This window comes from Serinibacter salmoneus, assembly GCF_002563925.1.
Taxonomy (GTDB): Bacteria; Actinomycetota; Actinomycetes; order Actinomycetales; family Beutenbergiaceae; genus Serinibacter; species Serinibacter salmoneus.
On record NZ_PDJD01000001.1, the window covers coordinates 2,472,114 to 2,496,734 of the forward strand.

At 71.4% G+C, this 24,621-nt stretch carries 23 protein-coding genes; 2 read left to right on the plus strand and 21 right to left on the minus strand.

The genetic code is table 11. The annotated features are described in order from the left end of the window. Positions 1-10: 10 nt before the first annotated feature. The 10 genes from ATL40_RS11075 to ATL40_RS11120 form a co-directional block, all read right to left on the minus strand. Entirely contained in the window at positions 11-943 is a 933-nt protein-coding gene (locus ATL40_RS11075; protein ID WP_098469579.1) for an NAD(P)-dependent oxidoreductase, read from the minus strand. Next, positions 943-1,695 carry an SDR family oxidoreductase gene (locus tag ATL40_RS11080; protein WP_098469580.1) on the minus strand — a complete coding sequence of 251 codons (753 nt, stop codon included), beginning with the start codon at positions 1,693-1,695 and terminating at the stop codon, positions 943-945. Before ATL40_RS11080 ends, ATL40_RS11075 begins: the two co-directional genes overlap by 1 nt. Continuing rightward, positions 1,692-2,741, minus strand: a complete 1,050-nt coding sequence (locus ATL40_RS11085; protein ID WP_169925947.1) for a zinc-dependent alcohol dehydrogenase — start codon at positions 2,739-2,741, stop codon at positions 1,692-1,694. The genes ATL40_RS11080 and ATL40_RS11085 overlap by 4 nt, the downstream gene beginning before the upstream one ends. Then, a complete protein-coding gene (locus tag ATL40_RS11090) occupies positions 2,738-3,766 on the minus strand; it encodes a C-terminal binding protein (protein ID WP_211283109.1) in 1,029 nt (342 codons plus the stop codon). Before ATL40_RS11090 ends, ATL40_RS11085 begins: the two co-directional genes overlap by 4 nt. After that, on the minus strand, positions 3,763-4,512 hold the full coding sequence (locus ATL40_RS11095; protein ID WP_098469582.1) for an SDR family oxidoreductase: 750 nt from the start codon (positions 4,510-4,512) through the stop codon (positions 3,763-3,765). The genes ATL40_RS11090 and ATL40_RS11095 overlap by 4 nt, the downstream gene beginning before the upstream one ends. Before the next feature lie 86 nt (positions 4,513-4,598). Further along, complete coding sequence (locus tag ATL40_RS11100; protein WP_245867229.1) at positions 4,599-5,363, minus strand: IclR family transcriptional regulator; 765 nt, start codon at positions 5,361-5,363, stop codon at positions 4,599-4,601. 21 nt (positions 5,364-5,384) lie between these two features. Beyond that, positions 5,385-6,215: a 5-dehydro-4-deoxy-D-glucuronate isomerase gene (gene kduI / locus ATL40_RS11105; protein ID WP_098469584.1), complete on the minus strand. Its 831-nt coding sequence runs from the start codon at positions 6,213-6,215 to the stop codon at positions 5,385-5,387. Positions 6,216-6,333: 118 nt separating this feature from the next. After that, entirely contained in the window at positions 6,334-7,638 is a 1,305-nt protein-coding gene (locus ATL40_RS11110) for a TRAP transporter large permease (RefSeq protein ID WP_098469585.1), read from the minus strand. A gap of 11 nt (positions 7,639-7,649) precedes the next feature. Further along, a complete protein-coding gene (locus ATL40_RS11115) occupies positions 7,650-8,153 on the minus strand; it encodes a TRAP transporter small permease (protein ID WP_098469586.1) in 504 nt (167 codons plus the stop codon). A 28-nt stretch (positions 8,154-8,181) separates the two neighbouring features. Then, positions 8,182-9,249, minus strand: coding sequence for a TRAP transporter substrate-binding protein (locus tag ATL40_RS11120; protein WP_098469587.1), 1,068 nt, complete (start codon positions 9,247-9,249; stop codon positions 8,182-8,184). A 154-nt stretch (positions 9,250-9,403) separates the two neighbouring features. Here ATL40_RS11120 and ATL40_RS11125 point away from each other — a divergent pair, with 154 nt between their 5' ends. Further along, on the plus strand, positions 9,404-10,375 hold the full coding sequence (locus ATL40_RS11125; RefSeq protein WP_098469588.1) for a DUF4862 family protein: 972 nt from the start codon (positions 9,404-9,406) through the stop codon (positions 10,373-10,375). Between the two features lie 117 nt (positions 10,376-10,492). Here the strand turns inward: ATL40_RS11125 and ATL40_RS11130 are convergent, their stop codons facing one another. The 5 genes from ATL40_RS11130 to ATL40_RS11150 all read right to left on the minus strand — a co-directional run bounded on the left by ATL40_RS11130 (position 10,493) and on the right by ATL40_RS11150 (position 15,442). Then, complete coding sequence (locus ATL40_RS11130; RefSeq protein ID WP_098469589.1) at positions 10,493-10,978, minus strand: DUF1269 domain-containing protein; 486 nt, start codon at positions 10,976-10,978, stop codon at positions 10,493-10,495. A gap of 101 nt (positions 10,979-11,079) precedes the next feature. Further along, the gene (locus ATL40_RS11135; protein ID WP_098469590.1) at positions 11,080-12,252 is read right to left on the minus strand and encodes a DNA polymerase III subunit delta'; all 1,173 of its coding nucleotides are present in this window, start codon (positions 12,250-12,252) and stop codon (positions 11,080-11,082) included. After that, complete coding sequence (gene tmk / locus ATL40_RS11140) at positions 12,249-12,881, minus strand: dTMP kinase (RefSeq protein WP_098469591.1); 633 nt, start codon at positions 12,879-12,881, stop codon at positions 12,249-12,251. Before tmk ends, ATL40_RS11135 begins: the two co-directional genes overlap by 4 nt. Then, on the minus strand, positions 12,878-14,386 hold the full coding sequence (locus ATL40_RS11145) for an LssY C-terminal domain-containing protein (protein WP_098469592.1): 1,509 nt from the start codon (positions 14,384-14,386) through the stop codon (positions 12,878-12,880). The genes tmk and ATL40_RS11145 overlap by 4 nt, the downstream gene beginning before the upstream one ends. A gap of 15 nt (positions 14,387-14,401) precedes the next feature. Further along, complete coding sequence (locus ATL40_RS11150) at positions 14,402-15,442, minus strand: Gfo/Idh/MocA family protein (RefSeq protein WP_098469593.1); 1,041 nt, start codon at positions 15,440-15,442, stop codon at positions 14,402-14,404. Between the two features lie 734 nt (positions 15,443-16,176). On the opposite strand from ATL40_RS11150, the gene ATL40_RS14775 reads away from it, so the two are divergent. Beyond that, a complete protein-coding gene (locus ATL40_RS14775; protein ID WP_143556952.1) occupies positions 16,177-16,809 on the plus strand; it encodes a DUF559 domain-containing protein in 633 nt (210 codons plus the stop codon). A gap of 263 nt (positions 16,810-17,072) precedes the next feature. Here ATL40_RS14775 and topA read toward each other — a convergent pair whose 3' ends face one another. The 6 genes from topA to ATL40_RS11185 form a co-directional block, all read right to left on the minus strand. Continuing rightward, the gene (topA, locus tag ATL40_RS11160; protein ID WP_098469595.1) at positions 17,073-19,940 is read right to left on the minus strand and encodes a type I DNA topoisomerase; all 2,868 of its coding nucleotides are present in this window, start codon (positions 19,938-19,940) and stop codon (positions 17,073-17,075) included. Between the two features lie 136 nt (positions 19,941-20,076). Beyond that, a complete protein-coding gene (locus tag ATL40_RS11165) occupies positions 20,077-20,928 on the minus strand; it encodes a phosphatase PAP2 family protein (protein ID WP_169925948.1) in 852 nt (283 codons plus the stop codon). 250 nt (positions 20,929-21,178) lie between these two features. Then, positions 21,179-23,182, minus strand: a complete 2,004-nt coding sequence (ligD, locus tag ATL40_RS11170) for a non-homologous end-joining DNA ligase (RefSeq protein WP_098469597.1) — start codon at positions 23,180-23,182, stop codon at positions 21,179-21,181. Positions 23,183-23,185: 3 nt separating this feature from the next. Continuing rightward, positions 23,186-23,977, minus strand: a complete 792-nt coding sequence (gene ku / locus ATL40_RS11175) for a non-homologous end joining protein Ku (protein ID WP_098470456.1) — start codon at positions 23,975-23,977, stop codon at positions 23,186-23,188. Positions 23,978-24,070: 93 nt separating this feature from the next. Continuing rightward, positions 24,071-24,334: a DNA polymerase II gene (locus ATL40_RS11180; RefSeq protein ID WP_098469598.1), complete on the minus strand. Its 264-nt coding sequence runs from the start codon at positions 24,332-24,334 to the stop codon at positions 24,071-24,073. A 4-nt stretch (positions 24,335-24,338) separates the two neighbouring features. Next, the gene (locus ATL40_RS11185) at positions 24,339-24,572 is read right to left on the minus strand and encodes a hypothetical protein (protein WP_245867025.1); all 234 of its coding nucleotides are present in this window, start codon (positions 24,570-24,572) and stop codon (positions 24,339-24,341) included. Positions 24,573-24,621 lie beyond the last annotated feature (49 nt).

The following is a 24,621-nucleotide window of genomic DNA, read 5'->3' on the forward strand; positions in this document are numbered from 1 at the left end:
GCCACGGCCATCACGGGGTGGGTCCACCGGCGAGGTACTCCTGGACCACGGTCGTGTCCAGGTCGCCCAGACCGGCCTCGGTCAGGCCGGCGAAGAGTTCCAGCAGGACCGCGGCCAGCGGGGTCGAGGTGTGGGTGCTCTCGGCCTCCTCCTGCGCGGCGGTGAGGTCCTTGACCATGTAGCGCGCCGCCCCCGCCACGGTGTGGTCATGATCGACGAACTTCTGCTTCTTCACCTCCAGGATGCGACTGGCCGCGTAGCCGCCCCCGAGGAGGTCGAACATGGCGGCCACGTCCAGGCCCGCCCGCTCGGCCAGCAACGACGCCTCCGCCAATGCCACCACCTCCGCGGCCACGATCACCTGGTTGGCGGCCTTGGCCACCTGACCCGCGCCCAGCGGCCCCAGGTGCACCGGCCGGCCCATCGTCGCCAGCACCGGGAGGACGGGGTCCACGTCCTGCGCGGCGCCGCCCACCATGATGGCCAGGCTCCCCTCGCGGGCGCCCTCCACGCCACCGCTCACGGGGGCGTCCACCACCCGCAACGAGCCACCGGTGCGCTGCGTCAGCTCCGCGGCCAGATCCCGAAGACCGGTGGGTGAGGTGGTCGAGGAGACCACCAGCGTCAGCCCGCCCTCGGCCGACCCCTCGCCGGTCACCCCGGCGAGCAGGCCGTCCGGCCCCTCCAGCACCTCCCGCAGCTGCGGCAGGTCCGGGAGCATCACGATGACCACCCCGACGCGCTGGGCCAGCGCACGGGGGGAGTCCACCCAGGTCACGCCGTCCTGCTCGGACTCCACGCCACGGTGCCGCCGGGAGGTGAGCACCACCTCGCGCGAGGCGGGCAGCCCGGCGCGCAGGTTGCGCGCCATCGGTTCGCCCATGGCGCCCAGGCCGATGACCCCGACCGCCTCGCTCGGGTGATGCTCGCCGGCTGCCGCCATCAGCGACCCAGCCATCCGCCGTCGACCGCCAGCACCTGGCCGTGCACGTAGTCCGCGGCCGAGGAGGCAAGGAACACCACGCTGCCGCCCATGTCCTGCGGGGAACCCCACCGACCGGCCGGGATGCGCACGAGGATCTGCTCGCTGCGCACCGGATCGGCGAGCAGAGCAGTGTTCATGTCCGTCGCCATGTAGCCGGGCGCCACCGCGTTGACGTTCACGCCCCGGGCAGCCCACTCGTTCGCCAGCGCCTTCGTCAGCTGCGCCACCGCACCCTTGCTCGCCGCGTAGGCGGGCACGGTGATCCCGCCCTGGAAGCTCAGCAGCGAGGCCAGGTTCACGATCTTGCCCTCGCCGCGGTCGAGCATCGGGGCACCGAACGCCTGGCAGAGCTGCATCACGGCGTGCAGGTTCACCTGCAGCACCTGGTCCCAGGCGTCCAGTGGGAACTCCACGGCGGGGTGACGGTCCTGGGTGCCGGCGTTGTTGACGAGGATGTCCACCCGGTGCCGGGCGAGCACCGCCTCGCTCGCGGCCGCGATCGAGTCGCGGTCGCTGAGGTCGACGCTCTCGGCGTCCACCGTGCGGCCGAGGGCGGCGGCCTCCTCCCGCAGTTCGTCGCTGATCGGGCTGCGCGCCAGGACCACCACGTCCGCACCGGCGTTCAGCAGGTAGCGGGTGATGCCCAGGCCCAGGCCGCGGCCACCGCCGGTGACCACGGCGGTGCGCCCGGTGAGGTCGAAGGGGTTCACTGGGCCACCCCCGGGGTCACGAGCACCTTGAGACTGTCGGCGCCGGAGGCGGCCGCCTCGAAGGCCTGGGCGGCCTGCTCCAGGGGGAAGACGGTCACGGGGAGGCGGGAGAGTTCCAGGGCGTCGGAGGCGACGAGTTCGACGGCGCGGGCCACATCCTGCGTGGTGTACACCCGAACCCCGTGCATCGTGAGCTCCTTGAAGCACACGTCGCGCAGGTCGATCGGCGCGGGCGCCTTGTGCACCCCGACGATGACGATCGTGCCGAGCACCCGTACCGCGGTGGTGAGTTCGGGGGCCACGGCGGGGTGACCGGCGGAGTCGAAGACGATGTCCGCACCCTCCCCGTCGGTGGCCGCGAGCGCCGCCTCGGTCAGGGTGGAGCCCTCGGGCACCACGTCGAACCCGTACCCGGCGGCCACCTCGCGCCGCCAGGCGCTCGGTTCGCTGATGATCACCCGGGAGGCCCCGGCGTGCCGCGCCACCAGCGCCGTCAGCATCCCGATCGGCCCGGCGCCCGCGACGGCGACCGTGTCACCCTCCTGCAGGCCGGACTGCTCCACCGCGTGCACGGCCACGGCCAGCGGCTCCACCAGGGCGGCGAGCTTGGGGTCGACGTCGCCGGGCACCTCGTGCAGCACCTGCGGGGGCAGGGCGACGTAGCGTGCGAGGGCGCCGGGGGTGTCGATGCCGTACAACCCGAGGTTGCGGCACACGTGGCTGGATCCGGTGCGGCACGCCCGACACTTCCCGCACGTGATGAGCGGTTCGGCGGCGACCAGGGCGCCCACCCCGGGTCCGCCGTCGCCCGCCACGACCACGCGGCCGGAGAGCTCGTGCCCGGGGATGAGGCCGTGCTGGGCCCGCGGGTGCTTGCCGTGCAGGATCGCGAGGTCGGTCCCGCAGATGCCGTTGTAGGCGACCTCGACGAGCGCCCAGCCGTCGGGGATCTGCGGGGTGGGCACCTCGGCCACCGTGATCGTGTCGGTGTCCACCCACTGGGCGGCGGGCATCGCCGCCTGCGGGGTGGTGGTCTGCGTGGTCACGAGTTGACCTCCTCGGTCACGACCCGGCGCGGGGATGCGAGGGCCTCGGGGTTGACGGGGTTGCGGGGTTCGACACCGGTCAGGACGTCCACCACGCCCTGCATGGTGCGGCGCTTGAGCTCGCCGTAGGACTCCTCGGAGTACCAGGCCAGGTGCGGGGTGAGGACCACGTTGTCGAACGTGGTCAGCGGGTGGTCCGCCGGAAGGGGCTCGATCTCGTGGCAGTCGATGCCGGCACCGCCGAGCCGCCCGGCCTCCAGCGCGGCCACCAGCGCGGCGGTGTCGATCACGCCGCCGCGTGCGGTGTTGACCAGGATCGCATCGGGGCGCATCAGGGCGAGTTCGCTGCTGCCGATCATGGCGCGGGTGTCCTGGGTGAGGGGGACGTGCAGCGAGATCACCTGGGAGCGCATGAGGACCTCCTCCAGCGAGACGGCCCGCACGCCGTGGTGGACGGATCCGATCTCGGCGAGGGTGTCGTAGCCGATGACCTCGTAGCCCAGTCCCGCGGCCTTGCGTGCCGTGGCGGCTCCTATCCGGCCCAGGCCGATCACCCCGAACACGCGGCCGCGGGTCTGGTGCAGCGGGCGAACGGCCGGGAGGTCCACGCGCCCGGCCCGCAGCCCGCGGTCCATCCGGGGGATGCCGCGGGCGACCGCGAGGGCGAGACCGATGGCGTGGTCGGAGACCGCCTCGGTGCCGTAGTCGGGCACGTTGCACACCACGATGCCGCGCTCGGTGGCCGCGGGCACGTCCACCGAGTCCACCCCGACGCCGTAGCGCCCGATGGCCCGTAGCCGGGGCATCGCGTCCATGACCGCAGCGTCGATCCGGGCGTACTGGACCACGATGCCGTCCGCGTCAGCGCAGCGCTCCACGAGGGTCTGCGGGGTGGACTGCTCCACCCGGAAGGAGATGCCCGCCTTTGCGGCGACCTCGGCCTCCTCGAGGAAGGCGTCGTGGTCGCACTCGGTGACCACCACGTTCAGCCCGGCGCCGGGAGCCCGGTTCGTCGCGGCGCTCATCGGGCGAGCCATCCGCCGTCGACCGGCAGGACCGTGCCGTGTACGTAGTCCGAGGCAGGACCCGCCAGGAAGAGCACCGCGCCCGCGATGTCCTGGGCGCCGGCCCAACGACCGGCGGGAATGCGCTCGAGGATGGCCGCGGAGCGGTCCTCGTCCTCCCGCAGCGCCTGGGTGTTGTCGGTCTCGACGTACCCGGGGGCGACGGCGTTGACGTTCACGCCGCGCGGCGCCCACTCGTTCGCCAGCGCCTTGGTCAGGCCCGCGATGGCGTGCTTGGAGGAGGTGTACCCGGGCACGGTGATGCCACCCTGGAAGCTCAGCAGGGAGGCGGTGTTGATGATCTTCCCGCGCCCGCGCTGGAGCATGCTGCGACCCACCTCACGGGAGAGCACCCAGGCGGATCGCAGGTTGACCTCCATCACGTGGTCGAAGTCGGCGTCCGGATGGTCGGCCGCCGGCGCGCGCCGGATCGTGCCCCCGTTGTTGACGAGGATGTCCACCTCCTCCTCGGCCAGGCGGGAGGCGAGGTCGGCCACGGCGCCGCGGTCGGCGAGGTCGGCGCGGATCGGGGTGAAGGAGCGTCCCGCGGCCTCCACGGCGGTGCGCGCCTCGCTCTCCCCATCGGGAATGGAGTGACTCACGGCGATGATGTCGGCTCCGGCGTTCGCGAGGGTCGTCGCGATCGCCAGGCCGATGCCGCGATTGGCACCGGTGACCACCGCTCGCTGGCCGGTGACGGCGAACATCCCGCCGGTAAACCGGTTCACTTCTGGATCGGTATACATTCTTGCCCTTCCGTGACTCATCGTGGGTGGACCGCGCGATTAGGCGGTCAGGGGTGGGACGGCGCGGCGCCCCCGAGGACGGCCGACATCGCGGCCGCCGTCGTCAGCAGTTCTGGCGCCATCGCGCGCAACTGGTCCTCGTCGTGTTCCAGGGCGAGAGTGGAGATGGACAGCCCGTACATGCATCGCCCCGTGTGGTCCCAGATCGGCGCGGCGATGCACACCACCCCGGGAACGTTCTCCTCGCGGTCGAAGGAGAAGCCCTCCCGGCGCACGTCGTGCAACTCGGCCAGGAGGTCCTCCACCGTGCTCAGGGTGCGCGCCGTGCGGCGCACGAGACCGGCCCGCGAGGCGTAGAGCATCACCTCGCTGTCCTCGACCTGGGCGAGGATCGACTTGCCGATACCCGAGGTGTTCATCGGGATCGTCGCCCCGACCCGGGACGGCATCCGGTACGGCTTGTCGGAGTCGGCGCGAACGAGGTAGACGACCTCGTCCCCGACCCTCGCCCCGACGTGCACCGTGCAGTGCACCTGGGACGCCAGGTCGGCCGCGAGCGGTTCCACCAGGCGGGCGATGTCGATCTCCTCGAACGCCCGCCCGGTGAGGGACAGGAATCGCGGACCGGGGAGGTAGTCGCCCTCGGGTGTCGGCGCGAGGAAACCCCGCTCGACCAGCGTGCCGAGAATGCGATGCACCGTGGCCTTGGCCAGGCCCGTCGCGGCGACGATATCGGTGAAGCGTCGATGCTCGATCGCCTTCTCGAGCACGACGAGCGTCTTCTCGCCCGCCGTGAGCTGCACGCCGTCCATCACGGTCACCGCCTTGCTCCGCTAGCGCATCTCGGCGACGGGGAAGGTGTCCATGTCGTCGAACGCCTGGTTCTCCCCCGCCATCGCCCACACGAAGGAGTACGCGGATGTTCCCACGCCGGAGTGCACCGACCAACTCGGGGAGATGACCGCCTGCTCGTTCGCCATCACCAGGTGCCGGGTCTCCTGCGGCCGGCCGAAGATGTGGATGATGCGCGCGTCCTGCGGGAGGTCGAAGTACAGGTAGGCCTCCATCCGCCGATCGTGCGTGTGCGCCGGCATCGTGTTCCACATGCTCCCATCGTGGAGGGTTGTGACGCCCATCACCACCTGGCAGGAACGAATGCCGTTCTCGTGGATGTATTGGTTGAGCGTGCGCCGGTTGGAGGTCAGCGGGTCCCCGAGCTCGCGCACCGTGCCCTGACCCGGCGCAACGGCCGTGGTCGGGTAGCTCGTGTGCGCGGGCGCCGAGACGATGTAGAACTTGGCGGGGTTCTCAGGCCCGGCGGAGCTCGCGACCACGCGCGACGCGCCGCGCCCCACGTACAGGCACCCCGTGTGCTCGAGGTCGTAGCGAGTGCCGTCGACCTCGATCGCCCCGGGGCCGCCGACGTTGACGATGCCGGCCTCGCGGTGGTCGAAGAACTCCTCCGAGCGGATCTCGGGGAAGCCCACGAGCGGCACCTCGCCGGCCACCGGCATGATGCCCGCAAGCACCACCCGGTCGTGGTGGGTGTAGGTGGCGCGGACCTCGTCGGCCACGAAGAGGTCCTCCACCAGGTACCGCCGACGCATCTCGGCGGTGTCCATGCCCGGGATCTGGTCCGGGCTGGTGGCGTAACGCTGGTCCATCAGGGGGTCTCCAATCGCAGGATCGGGGCCGGGCGCCTCACGGCGAGCCGGTGTCAGGCAGTGTGGACGGTCACAGGGTCAGGGGGTCATACGGTCCGGCACTGCCCGGCAGTGAGGGTCAGGCGAGGCCGATCAGGGTCGGCAGCCACATCGACAGCGCCGGGGTGAACGCGACGACCACGAGCAGCAGGATCAGCACCCCGAAGAACGGCAGCATCTGCCGGCTGACGTCCTCGATCCGCACGCCCGATATTCGGGCGCCGACGAACAGCACCGGTCCCACCGGTGGCGTGATGGTGCCGATGGACAGGGCGAACACCATGAAGATGCCGAAGTGGATCGGGCTCATGCCGAACGCCGTGACCACGGGCAGCAGGATGGGGCCGAAGATCAGCACGGCCGGGACCGGGTCCATGAACATCCCCACGATCAGCAGGGCCGCGACGATCAGCAGGATGATCACGTACGGGTTGGAGCTGACGGAGAACAGCGCGTCGGCAACCATCGCCGGGATCTTGGCGAAGGACATCACCCAGCTCATCACGGTGGAGACCGCGATGAGGAAGAGCACGATCCCGGTGGTGCGTGCGGACTCGAGCAGGATGGGCTTGAGGTCGCGCACCTTGATCGCCCGGTAGATGAAGGCGAGTGCCAGGGAGTAGAGCACGGCGATGCAGGAGGCCTCGGTCGGGGTGAAGATGCCCCCGAGGATCCCGCCGATGACCACCACGACGAGCAGCAGCGCGGGCACGGCGTCCAGCACGATCCGCGCCTTGGCCCCGATCGAGACCCGCTCCGTGATCTTCAGTTCCGGGCGCTTGCGGGCGTAGAAGTAGACCACGAGCATGCAGACCAGCGCCCACAGGATCCCGGGGATGTACCCGGCGACGAAGAGCGCCGCGATCGAGCTGCTGGAGACGAGCGAGTAGACGATCATCAGGTTCGAGGGCGGGATGATCATGCCCGCCGGCCCCGAGGCGACGTTCGTGGCGGCCGCAAAGGTCTTGTTGTACCCCTCCTTGGCCTGCAGGGGTCCCATCGTGGAACCCACGGCCGCCACGGCGGCGACCGCGGACCCGGAGACGGCACCGAAGAGCGCATTCGCTGCCACGTTGGTCTGCGCGAGGGACCCGGGCGCCCGGCCCACCATCACCTTGGCGGCGTTGATGAGTTTCAGCGCGATCCCGCCGTTGTTCATGATGACGCCGGCGAGGACGAAGAACGGGATGGCCAGGAGCGAGAAGTTGTTGATGCCCCGGAACATCTGTTGCGCCGAGGTCAGCATGCCGTTCTCGAAGCCGAGCGCCGACGCGGCGGCCAGGGCGCTCGAGAGGCCGACGGCCACCGAGATGGGGATACCGAGGATCAGCAGGACGAAGATCCCGACGACGAGGATGAGTGCGGCGAGCGCAGCGACTTCCATGTCGCCCCCTCTCAGATCAGTTCCGGATCACCCTCCTCCAGCGCGCTCTCGCGGTGCCGGAGGAGGGAGATCAGGTGGTAGACGGAGTAGAACAGGATGAGCACGCCCGCGACCGGCAGGGCCGTATAGAGCCAGCCGACGTTGACGGGGAGCCCCGTGAGGTTCTGATTCCACGCGAGCGCGGAGACCTTGTAGCCGCCGTAGATCATCACGATCACGGCGAACAGGGCGATCACGAGTTGGCCGAAGACCCCGATCCAGTGCTGCACGCCGGCCGGCATCTTGCGCACCACGAAGTCCACGGCGATGTGGCCGCGTTCCCCGAACATCAGGGCGGCGGCGAACAGGCCGAGCCAGATGAAGGTGTACTTCGCGAGTTCCTCACTCCAGCCACTCGGGTCGTTCAGCACCTGCCGGGTGAACACCTGCCAGGCGACGGTGACCACGAGCAGTGCGAACAGCACGACGCACAGCCACTCCAGCGCCTTGTCCAGGCCTTCCTTGAATCGAGTCATCGGGGCTCCCCAGTCCTCGTGCGGCCGCTCACTCGGCGGCGGCGCGGACCTTGTCGTAGAGCTCCTGAGTGGTCTCGTTGGTCAGGCTCTCCTCGACCAGCGGGGCGACGGCCTCACGGAAGGCCTCCAGGTCCACCTCGTTGAACTCGGCACCGGCCTCCTCGGCAGCAGCCGTGCTGGCCTCGACCTCCTCGACCCACAGCTGGCCCTCCTCCACGAGCGCGGCGGGCAGCTCGGCGAACAGAGCCTCGTTGCATGCCGGGTCCATGTCCTCCAGCACGGAGGGGTTGGAGATCAGGTAGTCGGGGAACATCAGGTGCTGGGTGTAGGAGTAGTACGGAGCCACCTCGTCGTGCTTGAGGTTCGCGAAGATCGAGGGGTTGTTCTCGCCGCCGTCGATCACGCCGGACTGGATCGCTGTGTAGACCTCGCCCTGGCCCATCGGGCTACCCGATCCACCCATGAGTTCCATCATCCGCAGGTTGGTGTCGGACTCGATCACGCGGATCTTCATCCCGTCCAGGTCCTCGGGGGTGTTCACCGGCTGGATCGAGTTGTAGACGTTCCGGATGCCGCCGTGCATACCGGCGAGGACGGCAATGTTCTGGTCCTCGATGGAGGCGAAGAGCTCACCGGTGATCTCCGGGTCGTCCAGCACGGCGCGCTGGTGCTCCTGGGAGTCGAAGGTGTACGGCAGGTTGAACACGGCGAAGTCGGTGTTGAAGTTCTCCAGCAGCGGGCCCGCGATGATCGCGAAGTCCAGCGTGCCCGCCTGCACCAGTTCGATGGTGTCCTTCTGGGTGCCGAGGGTCTCGTTCGGGTAGACCTCCAGGGAGCACATGCCGTCGGTCGCCTCGGCGATCCGCTGCCCCAGGTTGGTGATGGAGACGAACTGCGGGTGCTGGTCGTTCTGGTTGAACGCCACCCGGTAGACGGTCTCGGCGTCCGCGGCGCTCACGCTCCCGGAGTCCGCCGCCTCCGACTCGGTGTCCGCGGTGTCCCCGGAGTCAGCGGGGCTCTCGAAGCCGCCACCACAGGCGGCGAGGGTCAGGGTGGTCGCGGCGGCTGCTGCCACCGTCAGGATCGTGCGCTTCATCGTCGCTCCTTGCACTCGTCACTGAGTCCGCCGCGGGGGTTGCGGTCGGTCTATCCAGCGGAACTAAGTTTCATCCACCTAGTAGAACCTAGTTCCATCTCGTGGAACACTAGCGGGGTCGGATCGCGACCGCAACCACGCTCGAGGAGGAGCCATGACCACTCCCACCGCACCACACCATGCCGAACCGGGTCTCCTGCTCGGTTCCTACGCCCTGCCCGGCCACGACTCGCAGGAGTGGTACGAGCAACTGGAGGCCCTCGGCGTCACCGGCCTGGAGTTCCCCACCGACGGTGGGCCGGACCTGCTCACCGATGCCCGGACCATCGCGACCCACCTGGATCGCGTCACACCGGCGTCCTGGGTGTTCGCCCTCACGATGATCCCGGTGACCATGCCGGCCCTGAAGCGGGATGATCGCTACGGTCTCGCCTCCCCGCTGGAGTCCTCTCGCGAGCGCGCGATCGCGGACGTGGGGCTCGCGCTGCAGGTCGCGCGAGAACTCGCCGATATCTCCGGCAAGCCGCGGGTGGTCGCCGTCGAGGTCCCCTCCGCCCCGGGGCAGGGTGAGGCCGCCGCCCTCACCGCCTCGCTCGCCACCCTCGCGGCGGACACGCCCGAGGGCACCATGATCCTCCTGGAGCACTGTGACGCGGCGGTGCCCCATCAGCGCGCCGCCAAGGGGTTCCTCGACCTTCCCACCGAGATCGCCGCCATCGCCGCGGTGGACGCCGCACCCGGGACCCTCGGGCTCTGCCTCAACTGGGGGCGCAGCGCGATCGAGGGCCGCTCGGTGTGCACACCGCTCGAACATGCTCGCCTGGCCACCGCCTCCGGTCTTCCGGTCGGCGCCGTGCTCTCCGGGGCCACGGACACCCAGAGTGAGTGGGGCGCGCCATGGAGCGACACCCACATCCCGCCACGGGGGGACGACCCGGCGCTGCCCCGCGAGAGCCTCCTGGACCTCGGATCGGCGACGGCGTTCCTCGCCGCCGCCCGGCCCGATCTTCTCGCCGCGAAGGTGGCCACGCGCGGTGCCCGCGACGAGGCGCACCTGCTGGCGGTGGCCCGTGCCACGGTCGAGTTCACCCGCGCCGCGCTCGCCGGCTCCCGCGAGGTGGGCTGACCCGCCCGCTGCCGTCCGCCCCACAGCAGACGCACGAGGGCGCCCGGATCCGATGATCCGGGCGCCCTCGCGCAGACGGTGCGTGCGGCCGCCACGATGGGCCGGCCGCGCCTCGCCTCAGTTCTCGATCGCCTGCTCCACGTCGCGCTTCTCGGCGCCGCTGAGGTTCGTGGCGACCAGGGTCGCCTTGAGCCCGTGGAACCGCTCACCCACGCGATCCAGGTCACCGTTGCTCGTCACGGCCAGCAGGATGCTCGTGCCGGGCGCGAGCTCGTTCTTCAGCACCTCGATCTCGTCCTTGGTGACGCCGTAGTCGTCAGCCAGGGACGACACCGCACCGATCGCGGCACCCGCCGCGATCCCGAGGAACGGGACGAAGAACAGCGTGCCCACCAGGCCGCCGATCAGGGCGCCCCACCCGGTGTCGCGCCAGCCGTCCTCGTGGCCGTGGTTCACGTCGGGACGCGGGGCGCCCTCCGGCCAGGACAGCACGGCCTGGTCCTCGACCTTGATGAGGCCCTCTCCGGCGGCGCGCTTGAGGATCGCGCGCGCCTCCGCCGCGCCCTCGGCGGTCTCGTACTTCCAGGCGGTGAATGTGGCCATGACGGCTCCTTTGCGTGGGGGATCGACCGCGCTCATTGTGCCGCGTCGGCGCGGCGGCGGCATGCCGAACCGGGGCGTCTCACCCTCCAGGACCCACCCGCTCAGCCCTGGGGGCGCAGCGCCACCATCATCGCCTCGACGGCCAGCAGCGGCGCGACGTTGCCCGCCAACCGGGTGCGGGCCGTGGCGATCGCGTCCATCCGCCGCAGCGACTGCTCCGGGCTGCTCGCCTCGGCCACCGCGCGCACGTCACCGGCCTGGGCGGCGTTGACCACCGGCACGTCCGCGGAGACCTGCAGCGCGAGCACGTCGCGGTAGAAGGACAGCAGGTCGGTCATCGCGCGGTCCAGCCCGTCCACGACCGCGCGCTTGGCGCGGCGCTTCTGGTCCTCCTCGAGCTGGCGGATCTGACTGCGCACCGCCGGGGGCAGGGTGCCGGACTCCGCATCCGCGCCGAGCGCCCGCATGAGTTCGGCGCGCTCGAGGGCGTCACGCTCCGTCTGGGAGGCACTCGCCTGCGCGGTGGCGACCTCCACGAGCTCCGCCGCCCCGAGCACCGCGTCCCCGACCCCGCGCACCCGCGCGGCGATCTCCAGGACCCGGTCGCGCCGCTCCCGCGCGGGCGGGTTCAGCGCGAGGGACGTCGCGAGCCCGATGTGGCTCTGCGCGGCTCGCGCCGCGGTCAGGGCCGCCTCCGGCTCGATCCCGTGCCTCCGCACCAGCAGGTCCGCCACGGCCTGGGCCGGGGGGATGCGCAGGGACAGGTGCCGGCACCGGGAGCGGATGGTGGTGATCACGTCGCGCTCACTGGGGGCGCACAGCACCCACACGGTCCGCGCCGGCGGCTCCTCGATGGACTTCAGCAGGGCGTTCGCGCTGCGCTCCACGATCCGATCGGCGTCCTCCACCACGATGACGCGCCACTCCCCCTCCCCCGGGGTGCGCTGGGCGAGGGTGACCAGGTCGCGCACCTCGGCGACCGTGATGATCGTCTTGTCCGTGGCGACCACGCGCACGTCCGGGTGGTTGCCCGCGAGAACCCGACGGCGCGTGGCCAGGGAGGCTGCGTCGTCGCCCTCCCCGCCCACCAGCGCGGCCGCGAAGGCGCGGGCCGCGACGGAGCGGCCCGACCCGGGCGGACCGGTGATGAGCCAGGCATGGGTCATCGAGGCGGGGTCGGTGGCCGCGCGTCGCAGCACGCGGACCGCGTCGGGCTGGCCGACCACATCGGCCCAGACGTCCGCCTCGGGCGCGGCCGCCACATCGGCGTTCATGCCGACCCCAGCAGCGGCGCCACCCGCTCGCGCACCTGCACGGCGAGGTGGTCGATCGGCCGGTTCGCCTCCAGCACCGTCCAGCGCTGCGGCTCGGCGACGGCCAGGCCCAGATAGGCATCCCGGGTGCGGCGGTGGAACTCCTCCCCGGAGCGCTCCAACCGGTCCGGGGCGCCGGTCAGTCGCTGTGGCAGCAGGGCGGGGTCGAGATCGAGCAGGATCGTCACATCGGGCAGTAGACCACCCACCGCCCACATCTGCAGGTCCCGCAACTCCTCCATCCCCAGTTCGCGGCCACCCGCCTGGTAGGCCAGCGAGGAGTCGAGGTAACGGTCGGTGATGACCACGGCACCGCGCTCCAGGGCCGGCCGCACCAAGGAGGCCACGTGGTGTGCGCGGTCGGTGGCGTACAACAGGGCCTCGGTGCGCGGGTCCACGTCCTCCCCGTGCAGCACGAGCTGGCGCAACTGCAGGCCCATGGCGGTGCCACCCGGCTCCCGGGTGCGGACCACCTCGCGCCCGAACTCCCGCTCGACCCACTCCCCCAGGAGACGGGACTGGGTCGACTTGCCTGCGCCGTCGCCCCCCTCGAAGGAGACGAAGACGCCGGGGTGCGCTGTGCTGCTCACCCGCCCAGGGTAGTGGCGGGTGCGCGACGGCGTGGGCGGGCCGGGCGGGGCCGGCGGCAGAACTCCCGGGCCGGCTTCCCCGACAGCGCGAGCAGCGTGAGGATGTCCATCGCCAGGACCATCAACGACAGGCCGAACTCGATCCGCACCCCACCGGACCACCAGGCCACGAACTGGCTCGAGATCGAGACGCAGCCCGCCACCAGGATGATGAGGCGCGCGCCGTCCACCCCGCGCAGCACCGCCACGCCGAAGGCGGCCGGCACCAGGGCGGAGAGTGCGCCGAGGATCAGCAGGACCGACCAGGTGGTGGGGTCGGCGTCGAAGGAGGCGTCCGCGCCCAGGGACTCGAGCATCGCCCGCAGGCCCTCCTCCCCGGTGATCGCGAGGTACAGGACGAAGCCGAGGATGGCCGCTGCCCGCAGGAACGCCGTCACCACGCCGAAGACGATGGTGGACGGGCGGCCGGGTGGCGGCGTGGCCGGGCCGGTGGCGTCGTCGCTCGGCGCGGCGTCCGCCCGCCGCTGCGCCACCTCGCTCTCGACCTCCTCCGCGCGGGGGTCCTCGAAGGCGCCGCGCTTGCCGGTGTGCTCGCCACGCACCATGTCGGCGATCGCGGCCTCGCGCTCGGGTGCCACGGCGTGCACCTCCACCACCTGCGATCCGGTGGGTGCCGGGTGCGGCTCCTCGCCCCGCGCGCTCGGGAGCACGATGACCGGCAGGTCGCCGTCGGTGTGGACGGAGTCACCGCCGCCGTTGCGGGAGTGGTAGCCGGTGGAGAAGTCCTTCAGCAGGTGGATGCGGGTCTCCGGCGCCCCGCGCAGCACGGTGGCCACGATGTGATCGCGTTCGACGTCGATGTCCGCCTCGATCTTGTGCGTCACCTGCAGGGTGAACAGCGAGAGGCCGACGGCGCGGTCGAAGGTGCCGGCCGCGAGCCAGTCCACCCGGGTGCCGCCCGGCAGGAGCCAGCCCGGCGGGCACCGCCAGAACCGCACGTGGTGGCGCTTGGCGGGGTTGCCGTCGACCTCCTGCTGATAGGCGACGTCCTGGATGCGACCGAACAGGTACAACGGGCTGACCGGGGCCTCGCTGTAACTGCGCCGCGTCAGCGTGGAGGTGATGATGCGCCAGCTCGTGGCCAGGGACACCTCATCGGCGCGGGTCCACCCGGCCCTGGTCATCACCTCGTGCAGCGCCTCCTGCGACCCCAGGACCGCGAGGTTGATCGGGTCGCCGAGCAGGCCGTCGCTCGTGCGGGCGCGCCCGATGAAGTAGTCCGGGGTGTAGATGCTGGTGATGATGCGCGTGAGCCTGGGCAGCACGAGGTAGGCCAGCAGCCCCCAGAAAGCGAGCAGGCCGAACCCGCTGAACCAGCCCAGACTCCAGGTGTCCGAGAGCAGCAGGATCGCGAGCCAGACCGCCGCGAGGCCCGCGAACACGAAGCAGAAGGTGTCCACCCATTGCCGGATGCGGGCGCGGCGCCGCAGCGTCAGGTCGGCCATCGCGCGGTTGCCTCCCTACTCCCCCGGGTAGGTCACGCCGAGCTGCTCGCGGATGGTGTCCATGATCTGCATGACCTCCACGGAGGCCTGCCAGGTCATCAGCGGCGAGGACTGCTCACCGGCGGCAATGCAGCGGGCGGCTTCGGCGGCCTCGAACTCGAAGCCCCCGGTGACGTGCTCGGAGGTCACCCGGGTGCTCGTGCCGTCGTTCAGGGTCAGTTCGGTGGCGCTCGGAGCGTAGAAGGTGCGCGCGAGGTCGAGTCGCCCGCGGGTGCCGGCGATCGAGGCGGAATTGACCATGGCGGACTCCATCGAGGACTGCAGCATCGCCGTCGTGCGGTCGCCGTAGCGCAGGATCACGGTCTCGTCGGTGTCCACGCCGAGGTCCGAGAGCCGGCCGTGGGCGTGGATCTCGTCCGGGACGCCGAGGTGGGCGTGGGCGAAGGAGACCGGGTAGACGCCGAGGTCCAGCAGGGCGCCGCCCGCAAGCGCCGGGTTCCACAGGCGGTGCTCGGGGCCGAACACGAGGTGCTGGCCGTGGGTGGCGAACGCGCCGATGACCTCGCCGATCACCCCCGAGGTGACCGCGTCCACGCTGGCCCGGTAGTGCGGCAGGAACCGGGCCCACATCGCCTCCATCGCGAACAGGCCTGCGGAGGCTGCGGCGTCGAACACCTCGCGCGCCTCGGCGGCGTTGCGGGTGACGGCCTTCTCGATGAGCACCGGCTTGCCTGCGCGCAGCGCGAGCAGGGCGTTGTCGCGGTGCTCGGAGTGCGGGGTGGCGATGTAGATCGCGTCCAGGCTCGGGTCCGCGACGAGGTCCTCATACGAGCCGTAGGCCTGCGGGACCTGCATCTCGGCCGCGAAGGCCTGCGCGCGGCCGAGGTCACGGGAGCCGATGGCCGCGATGGTGGAGGCGGTGTGGGCGGGGATGTCGGTGGCGAACTTCCGCGCGATGCCTCCTGCTCCGAGGATGCCCCACCGCAGCGCGGGCGCGGCCGCGGGGTCGGGGTAGTCGGCGGGTGTGTGCAGGAGGGCGGCGGCATCGGCGGTCATACCCGCGAGCCTACGCCGGGCGGCCGCGCCGCACCCGGCCGCGCGCCGCGCTGCGCCCGCCCTCGCTCAGGGAGGTGGACCCCTCGCTCAGGGAGGAAGCACCGCTCTCCGTCGCCGGCCCCTGGCGGAGTCGCCGCAGGTCAGGGGGATCTTGGGGCTGCGATTGGCGCCGCATCCACGCGTGTTCACCTCCCTGAGCGAGGGGTCTACCTCCTCTAGCGAGGGCTGCCCCGACCTCTTCGGCGGGTCACCGGCCTCGGAGTTGTCCACAGGGCGCCAGCAGAGGTGTCGCGGTCGGCGCTAGGTTCCTGCGCATGACACCGCTCGAGCGCATTCAGCACTTGGGAGGCGCCGCGCGCTTCTCCGAGATCGGAGCCTCTCGGTACGAACTGAACCGCCTCGTCGCACACGGCATTCTGACGCAACCGGCACGCGGTTGCTACGCGGTCCCTGGAGCGCCGGCCGACCTCGTGGCCGCGGTCCTCTCCAACACGCTCGTCTCGTGCGTGTCTGCCCTCCGCGTGTACGACAAGGAGATCCCGAGGGGCAATGCGGTCGGCCCGCACCTCTCGGCGCCACCGTCGCGGGGACACCGGGACCATCAGACAGGGGTGCGCGTGCACTACGAGCACGCCACACGACGCGGCGACCTTCGGCTCGTGTGCCTCCAGGATGCGGCAGCCCGCGCGGCACAGTGCCAGTCGTACGACTCCGCCGTTGCCATTCTGGATCGGTTGACTCACCGACACGGGCAGGAACTCCTGGACGACGTGCTCGCCCGGGTCCGCAAGAGACGCCCCGCTCGCGCGGCGGCGCTCCGACTCGACGTGGACGGTCGAGCGCGTTCGCCGATCGAGACCGCGGTGCGCCTCCACCTGCGCAGGAGCGGTTTCGCGGTTGCTGCCGCACCCGTGGTCCCCGGTGTGGGTGAGGTCGACTTCGTGGTGGAGGGTGCGCTCATTGTCGAGCTCGACGGCTTCCAGTTCCACAGTGATCGGCGAGCCTTCAAACAGGACCGACGCCGTGATCGCCAGGCTCTGCGGTACGGGTTCCCGACAATGCGGTTCGCATTCGAGGACTGCGACCCGGCACGTATCCAGCGCGAGATCACCCCGGTGTGCGAGGCGCTCCGGCTCGCTCCCGTGCGCCCGCGCCCGGATCTTCCCGGTGAGTTCCTCAGGTTCCTCCAGCACGAGCGCGAGTCGTGGACCGCACCGTCGTCGTTCGCGACGGGATGGCGTCATCTCACCGGCCTCGACGCCAGCGAAGTCCGTCGGACGATGGGGCCGATCGTCCCGTGGAGTGCGACCTCCGGGGTTCGCCCCGCGTCGGCGCTGACGGACAACGCGCCGCGAACCCCTCGCTGAGGGAGGTGAACCCCTCGCTGAGGGAGGAAGCACCGCTCTCTGTTGTCCGCCCGAGCGGACGTTGTTACAGGTCAGCGGGACGCAGCAAGGCTCGCCGAGAGCCAAAGGACCAAGTCGACCTCCCTCAGCGAGGGGCCCACCTCCCACAGCGAGGCCGACGCCGGGCGCGGCGGCTCGCCCACAGCGAGGGGTCCACCGCCCACAGCGAGGCCCAGGCCGGGCGCGGCCGCTCGCCCTCAGCGAGGCGAGCCGCACCGAGCGCGTCAGGACTTCTTCGGAGCCGCCTTCTTCGCCGGTGCCTTCTTGGCGGGCGTCTTCTTCGCGGCGGTGCTGCGCGACCGCGAGGCCGGGCGCTTCGCCGGCCCCTTGGCGCGCTTCTCCGCCAGCAGTTCGAACCCGCGCTCCGGCGTGATCGCCTCGACCGAGTCGTCCTTACGCAGCGTGGCGTTGGTGGTGCCGTCGGTGACGTACGGACCGAACCGCCCGTCCTTGACCACCACGGGCTTCTCCGAGACCGGGTCGGTGCCGAGTTCACGCAGCGGCGCGGCGGCGGCGCGCTGCCCGCGGCGCTGCTTGGGCTGGGAGTAGATCGCCAGCGCCTGCTCCAGGGTGATGTCGAAGATCTGGTCCTCGGTCTCCAGCGATCGGGAGTCCGTGCCCTTCTTCAGGTAGGGCCCGTACCGGCCGTTCTGCGCGGTGATCTCCTCGCCCGACTCCGGGTCGGTTCCCACCACGCGCGGCAGCGTCAGCAGCCGCAGCGCCTGCTCCAGCGTGAGGGTCTCCAGGGACATCGAGGCGAACAGCGAGGAGGTCCGCGGCTTCGGCTTGGCCGGCGCCTTCTTGCGCGCCTTCGGCTTCTCACCCTCGGCGGGCGCCGTCTCCGCGGCCGCCGGCGGGTCCGGGATCACCTCGGTCACATACGGCCCGTAGCGTCCGTTCTTCGCGACGATCTGGCGACCGGTCTCCGGGTCCTCGCCGAGCTCGATGTCGCCGTCGGAGCGCGTCTCCAGGATCTCCCGGGCCTTGGCCGGGGTGAGCTCATCGGGGGCGACGTCGTCCGGCACCGAGGCGCGCAGCGCGCTGCCGTCCGAGCCCGCTCCCTCGAGGTAGGGCCCGTAGCGGCCCACGCGCAGCGTGATGCCGTCACCCACGTCGATGGAGTTGATGGCGCGGGCGTCGATGTCCCCGAGGTTCTCCACCAACCGGCTGAGCCCGGCCTTCTCCACGCGGCCCAGGTCCTCCCCGGTCACCTCGGCCACGGCCATGCCGGTCTCCTGCGAGCGGGCACCGTCGCCGTAGTAGAACCGCGTCAGCCACTCCACGCGGTCCTGGGTGCCGGCCGCGATGCGGTCCAGGTCGGATTCCATCGCGGCGGTGAAGTCGTAGTCCACGAGCGAGCCGAAGTGCTCCTCCAGCAGGCGGACCACCGAGAACGCCAGCCAGCTCGGCACGAGCGCCTGCCCGCGCCGCAGCACGTAGCCGCGGTCCACGATCACCGAGATCGTCGCCGCGTAGGTGGAGGGGCGGCCGATGCCGCGTTCCTCAAGCGCCGCGGTGAGGGACGCCTCGGTGTAGCGCGGCGGCGGGGAGGTCTCGTGGCCGGCGGCCGTGAGGTCGCTGGAGGCGACGTCGTCGCCCTTCTCCAGGTCCGGCAGCCGGGCCTCGCCCTTGCTCGAGCCGGCTGCACCGGCGCCGTCCTCGTAGCGACCGGCGTCGCGACCCTCCTCGTACGCGGCGAGGAATCCGCGGAAGGTGATGACGGTGCCCGACGCGGTGAACTCGGCGGTGGCGCCCGGGGCGAGGTCCAGCGGGAGCGCCGCCGCCTCACCGGAGGTGACCTGCGCCGTCGTGCTCGCTCCGAGGCGGATCGACGCGGTCGACCCCTTGGCGTCGGCCATTTGGGAGGCGACGGTGCGCTTCCAGATCAACTCATACAGCTTGAACTCGTCGCCGGAAAGGGCGCCCGCCACCTGCGCGGGGGTGCGGAAGGAGTCCCCCGCGGGGCGGATCGCCTCGTGCGCCTCCTGGGCGTTCTTGGACTTGTTCGCGTACACGCGGGGCTTCTCGGGCACGTACTCCGGGCCGTACAGGTCGGCCGCCTGCCGACGCGCCGCGGAGATCGCCTCCGCGGACAGCGTGGTGGAGTCGGTACGCATGTAGGTGATGTAGCCGTTCTCGTACAGCGACTGCGCGGTGCGCATGGTCGCCCGGCTGTTCATCCGCAGCTTGCGGCTGGCCTCCTGCTGCAGGGTGGAGGTGGTGAACGGGGCGGCCGGACGGCGCGTGTAGGGCTTGGTGTCCACGCCCACGACGGCGAAACTCGCCTCGGTCAACGCCCCCACCAGCGCCTCGGCTGCGGTGGCATCGAGATGGGCCACCTCGCGCGACTTCAGTTGGCCGGCGTCATCGAAGTCGCGGCCGGTGGCCACCCGGCGGCCGTCCAGGGAGGCCAGGCGTGCGGTGAACGCGGTGCCCTCGGTCTCGCCGCGGCCTCCGGTGAACGTGCCGGTCACGTCCCAGTAGGTGGCACTGCGGAAGGCCATCCGCTCGCGCTCGCGCTCGACCACCAGGCGGGTGGCCACGGACTGCACGCGGCCGGCGGAGAGGCCCGGGCCGACCTTGCGCCACAGCACCGGGGAGACCTCGTAGCCGTAGAGGCGGTCCAGGATGCGGCGGGTCTCCTGCGCGTCCACCAGCCGGGTGTCGAGCTCGCGGGTGTTGGTCAGGGCGCGCTGGATGGCCTCGCGGGTGATCTCGTGGAAGACCATGCGCTTGACCGGCACCTTGGGCTTGAGGACCTCCAGGAGGTGCCAGGCAATGGCCTCGCCCTCGCGGTCCTCATCGGTGGCGAGGTAGAGCTCGTCGGCGTCCTTGAGCAGCCGCTTGAGCTCGGCGACCTTCTTCTTCTTGCCCGCGTCGACCACGTAGTACGGGTCGAACCCGTTCTCCACATCGACCGCGAACTTCTTGTACGGCCCCTTCTTCATCTCGGCGGGCAACTCACTGGGCTGCGGCAGATCACGGATGTGGCCGACGCTCGCCTCGACCTCGTAGTCCGACCCGAGGAAGGGCGCGATGGTGCGCGCCTTGGTGGGGGACTCGACGATCACAAGCTTCTGGGACGTGGACAACGTGCGACCTTCCGCGCTCGGTGGGGTTGTGCGCACGGTACATCGCGACGATGGGGATCGTGCAACCGGATCGCTCCGCGCGGTGTGGACACGACGGGCACGGGCACGGCTCCCGCGCCCACCCGAGGGTGCCGTCTCAGCGCCGAGCGAGCAGCAACGCCCACTGCGCCAGGCAGCCCGCTCCCACGATGCCGAGGCTCGAGGAGAGGTAGGCGAGGTAGTACGTGGTCGCGGAGGCATCCGCCGGTGCCCCGGCCGCGGCGTTCGCGGCGACGAACGCCGCCACCGCCCCGATGGCCAGACCCGCCACGGCAAGCGCGCCCAGCAGCCACCCGACCACGACGCGCCCGGCTGTCCCCGGCTCACCGTCTGCCCTCGCGCCGCGGGTGGGGATCATCGCCAGCAACGACCAGGCCGTGACGACGGCGAACGCGCCCACCACGTCGGAGGGTCGATGCCACGCCAGGGAGACGGTCGCCACGCCGGTCGCGATCATGTATCCGGCCCCGACCAGCGCGACGGCGGGTCGCGCCACGCGCGGAGCGACCAGGAGCGCCACAGCGGCGAGCGAGGCCGCAACCGTGGTGTGCCCGGAGGGATAGGAGGCCATCCCCTTCCACTCCTCGAGCAGTGCGGGGCGCTCGATCACGTCCTTGAGGACCTGGGTGGTCAGGTTGGCCCCGCCCACGATCACGGCGACACGGATCGCGTCGCCCCAACGGCGCCGCACCAGAGCCACTGCCGCGCACGCAGCGGCGCCGGCCAGGAGGAAGGGGACAGAGACGAGTCCGAGCACGAACCTGGTCAGCGGTTGCACGCTCTCACGGCCCAGTTCGCTGCCGCGCAGTGCGACCTGCTCGACCCATTGCCCGGGAGTGGTGTTGACGAACACCGCGGCCAGGCCCACCACCACGGCCATGCTCACGAGTCCACCCAGCAGGGCGAACAGCCAGCGGGTGGCCGGTGGAGTCGGGGAGAGATCGCTCACCGGAGAACCCGGCCCCCACGACGGCCCGGGAGTGCCGGGAGTGCCGGAGCCGGTAGCCGTGGGCACACCACGGTGGCCGACCGGCCCGGCGGAGCCTGGGTGGCCGGCCGACGTCGGCAGCGCGCGCGTCGAATCCATGGCGGATAACGATACGGCCACGATCCTGGAGATTCCCTGGAGACGCCCCGCGTGGTCCGGTTGTGCGCGAACTCTGCACACGATCGCCGCATGGCCTGCGCCCACCCGAGGGCTACGCCAGGCCGCGCCACCGGGCGGCGCGCAGCACGCCGTCGGGCGTCCAGGAGTCGAAGGTGACCTCACCGGTCACCTCGGGCCGCACCCACACCGCCACCCGGGCCTCCGGATCCGGGACCGGGGTGGTGAACGGGTTGGCATCCTCACGCAGCGGCTCCAGCAGCGCGAGCAACCGGTCCAGTTCCGCGTCAGTGAACCCGGTCCCGACCTTCCCGACATACCGCAGGTGGTCCCCCTCCCCCGCGATGCCGAGCAGCAGCGATCCGATGCCGCCCTCGCGCCGACCCTGCCCCGGCCGCCAGCCACCGACGACGACGCGCGCCTCGGCCTGGTGCTTCACCTTCACCCAGGCCGGACTGCGCCGTCCGGGCAGGTAGCGGGAGTCCAGCCGCTTGGCCATCACGCCCTCCCCGCCGACGGCGTGGCTCGCCTCGAGCGCATCGGCGAGGCTGCCGGGCAGGGCCGGGCTGGCGAGCCACCCGCCCTCGCCCTCGGGAAGGCCCTCACCGCGTGCGGGGAGGGCGGTGGGGAGGTCGAGTGCGGACAGGACCTCCGCGCGGGCGGCAAGCGGTTGGCCGGTGAGGTCCACGCCGTCGAGCTCGAGCACGTCGAAGACCACCAGGCGCAGCGGCGGCCGGGGCGGGGAGTCGCGGTGCTGCAGGGCGTGGAAGCTCACCTGGTCGCCCGCGAGCGCCACGATCTCGGCGTCGAGCACCCCCTCGTGGGAGGCCAGCGGCTCCGGCGGCGTGAGCAGTTCGGGGAACTCGGCCCCGATCTCCCGGCCGGTGCGCGAGACCAGGCGAGCGGCGCCGTCGGGCCTCCCGGGGAGGACGACGAGGGCGCGGTAGCCGTCCCACTTGTGCTCCAGGCGCCAGCGCTGCGGGGTGATGTCGACGGCGAGGGGGTCGTAGCCGCTGGCGAGCATCGGCTCGGGGGCGCGGCGCCGGCTGGTCGGGCGGGCGGCGACCGGGGACGTGGTGCGAGCGGGGAAACCTGCAGAACCACCTCGCGGTGGCGGCACAACTGCCTCGCGAATGGTGTTCGGGGGCGGGGTGGGGGTGGGCGCGAGGGCGGCGAGGGGGTCGCCGTCCGCGGCGCGCTCCAGCACCTCCTCGATCCGCAGCTGGCCCAGGCCGCCGGCCTCGATCTCCTCCCAGGTGCGGGGCGCCGCTACCCAGGGTTCCAGTCGGCCCCGCACCGAGTAGGGCGAGACCGTGGTCTTGGCGGCGTTGTTCTGGGTGTGGTCCACGAAGACCTTGCCCTCGCGCAGGGAGCGCTTCATCTGCACGATCGCCAGCCGTGGCAGTTCGGAGGCGAGCGAGCTCGCCAGTTCGGCCGCGAACGCGCTCGCCTCGGCGGCGCCGAGGTCCTGCAGATGCGCGTACAGGTGGATGCCCTTGCTGCCGGAGGTCACCGGCACGCAGGTCAGGCCGACGGCGGCCATCAGCTCCCGGGCCGCGAGCGCCACCTCGCAGCACTCCCCCAGGCCTACGCCGGGTCCGGGGTCGAGGTCCACCACGAGCCGGTCGGGCCGGGTGTCCGCGCCGTCCAGCACGAAGGACTCCTCGCCCGCGCGCACCACCTCCGGAAGCCGCCACTGCGGCACGTGCAGTTCGATGCTGCCGAGCTGGGCGCACCAGGCCAGCGCCGCCTCCTCCTCCAGGAGCGGATAGGTGTTCGTGCGCTGGTGATGCACGACGGCGGCCCGCGGCACCCAGTCCGGGGTGCCGGAGTCGAGGTTCTTGGTGAAGAAGGGCTGCTGCCCCTCGGCGGTTCCGTGCGGCCAGCGCTTGCGGGTGACGATCCGCCCGTCCAGGTGCGGCAGCAGCACCGGCGCGATGCGCAGGTAGTAGTCGATCAGCTCGGCCTTGGTGGTACCGAGCGCCCCCGGTTCGCTGCCGGGGAAGAGCACCTTGTCCGGGTTGGTCAGCCGCAGGGTGCGCTCGCCGACGCGCACGGCCTGCGCGCCCCGACCCGCCCCACCGGTGGAGCCGGCCATGGGTCAGGAGGCCTCGCGGGCCCGCTTGCGCTCCTCGACGCTGCGGCGCAGCGCGGCCACGAGGTCCACCACGTCGCCCGACTCCTTCTCCTCGGTCTCCGTGGCCGTGAAGGACTCCCCGCCGGAGAGCTTGTCCTCCAGCAGCTGCTTGAGCTCGGCGGTGTAGGTGTCGGTGAAGGCGCTCGGGTCGAAGTCCTCCGCCATGGACTCCACGAGGCTGGCGGACATCGCGAGTTCCTTGTCGGTGACGGCGGCCTCTTCCTGAAGCGCCGGGAACTCGGCCTCGCGGACCTCATCGGGCCAGATCATGGTCTGCACCACGAGCACGTCGCCGCGCACCCGCAGCGCGGCCAACTTGGTCTTCTGCCGCAGGGAGAAGTGGACGACGGCGGTGCGGTCGGTCTCCTGCAGGGTGCGGCGCAGCAGGGTGTAGGCCTTGGGCGAGCGGGAGTCCGGCTCCAGGTAGTAGCTCTTGTCCAGCAGGATCGGGTCGATCTGCTCGTTCGGCACGAACTGCAGTACCTCGATCTCGTGCTTGATGCCCTCGGGGAGGCTCTTGAAGTCCTCCGCGGTGAGGATCACCCGCTGGCCGTCCTCGGAGTCGTAGGCCTTGGCGATCTGGTCGTAGGAGACCACCTCACCGCAGACCTCGCAGCGGCGCTGGTAGCGCACCCGGCCGCCGTCCTCGGCGTGCACCTGGTGGAAGGAGACGTCGTGGTCCTCCGTGGCGGAGTAGACCTTCACCGGCACGTTCACCAGGCCGAAGGCCACCGATCCCTTCCAGATGCTGCGCATCACGCCATTGTGACGCGGCGACACCTCCCAGGGGAACACCCCCATCCCGCCCGCGGCGGACGCAGGGTGGTCTCACTGCGCCCGTGGGCAGCGCTAGAGACTGTCGATCAGGTCCCGCATCACCTGCGACGGCGTGGTGTTGCGCGACCGCGCGGCGTCGGCCAGCTTGGCGCGCCGTGCGGCGTCCAATCGCAGCGTGAAGGGGCGCGCCTGCGCGCCGACGCTGATGGGGCGCCCGGGAACCGCGGGCCCGAGGTGCTCCCCCTCGTACCCCGCGCTCGACTCGGCCTGTGCCGCCCACCGCTCGAGGTCCTCATCCGTGAACTCTGCGCCGTTCACGTCGGTGTACTTACCCATGTCGCTACCTCCCTAGCCCCACCTCGACGAGCACCTTCCTCGTCACGGCCATCGCGTGGAAGACGAGCCAGCCGTCCGGCTCCACTTCCACCGCGATGTACTCCAGCAACCGGCCGTTGCTGTCCGGACCCACGCCGACCCACTGCACCGGGTGCGTGTCTCGCGCCCGGGACCGCAGGGTTCCCTCGAACGCGGCCACCACGTCTGCCGGCGAGACGTTGGGGTGCCTCGCGGTCACCCTCGGATGTACCCGGACACGCATCCACACCCCCAATACGTACGACACC

Excerpts from the sequence above, each read along its gene's own strand:
- ATL40_RS11075 (WP_098469579.1), bottom strand. The coding sequence starts at position 943 with ATGGCGGCAGCCGGCGAGCATCACCCGAGCGAGGCGGTCGGGGTCATC.
- ATL40_RS11090 (WP_211283109.1), bottom strand. The coding sequence starts at position 3,766 with ATGAGCGCCGCGACGAACCGGGCTCCCGGCGCCGGGCTGAACGTGGTG.
- ATL40_RS11095 (WP_098469582.1), bottom strand. The coding sequence starts at position 4,512 with ATGTTCGCCGTCACCGGCCAGCGAGCGGTGGTCACCGGTGCCAATCGC.
- ATL40_RS11100 (WP_245867229.1), bottom strand. The coding sequence starts at position 5,363 with ATGGACGGCGTGCAGCTCACGGCGGGCGAGAAGACGCTCGTCGTGCTC.
- kduI (WP_098469584.1), bottom strand. The coding sequence starts at position 6,215 with ATGGACCAGCGTTACGCCACCAGCCCGGACCAGATCCCGGGCATGGAC.
- ATL40_RS11110 (WP_098469585.1), bottom strand. The coding sequence starts at position 7,638 with ATGGAAGTCGCTGCGCTCGCCGCACTCATCCTCGTCGTCGGGATCTTC.
- ATL40_RS11115 (WP_098469586.1), bottom strand. The coding sequence starts at position 8,153 with ATGACTCGATTCAAGGAAGGCCTGGACAAGGCGCTGGAGTGGCTGTGC.
- ATL40_RS11120 (WP_098469587.1), bottom strand. The coding sequence starts at position 9,249 with ATGAAGCGCACGATCCTGACGGTGGCAGCAGCCGCCGCGACCACCCTG.
- ATL40_RS11125 (WP_098469588.1), top strand. The coding sequence starts at position 9,404 with ATGACCACTCCCACCGCACCACACCATGCCGAACCGGGTCTCCTGCTC.
- ATL40_RS11130 (WP_098469589.1), bottom strand. The coding sequence starts at position 10,978 with ATGGCCACATTCACCGCCTGGAAGTACGAGACCGCCGAGGGCGCGGCG.
- ATL40_RS11135 (WP_098469590.1), bottom strand. The coding sequence starts at position 12,252 with ATGAACGCCGATGTGGCGGCCGCGCCCGAGGCGGACGTCTGGGCCGAT.
- ATL40_RS11145 (WP_098469592.1), bottom strand. The coding sequence starts at position 14,386 with ATGGCCGACCTGACGCTGCGGCGCCGCGCCCGCATCCGGCAATGGGTG.
- ATL40_RS11150 (WP_098469593.1), bottom strand. The coding sequence starts at position 15,442 with ATGACCGCCGATGCCGCCGCCCTCCTGCACACACCCGCCGACTACCCC.
- ligD (WP_098469597.1), bottom strand. The coding sequence starts at position 23,182 with ATGGCCGGCTCCACCGGTGGGGCGGGTCGGGGCGCGCAGGCCGTGCGC.
- ku (WP_098470456.1), bottom strand. The coding sequence starts at position 23,977 with ATGCGCAGCATCTGGAAGGGATCGGTGGCCTTCGGCCTGGTGAACGTG.
- ATL40_RS11180 (WP_098469598.1), bottom strand. The coding sequence starts at position 24,334 with ATGGGTAAGTACACCGACGTGAACGGCGCAGAGTTCACGGATGAGGAC.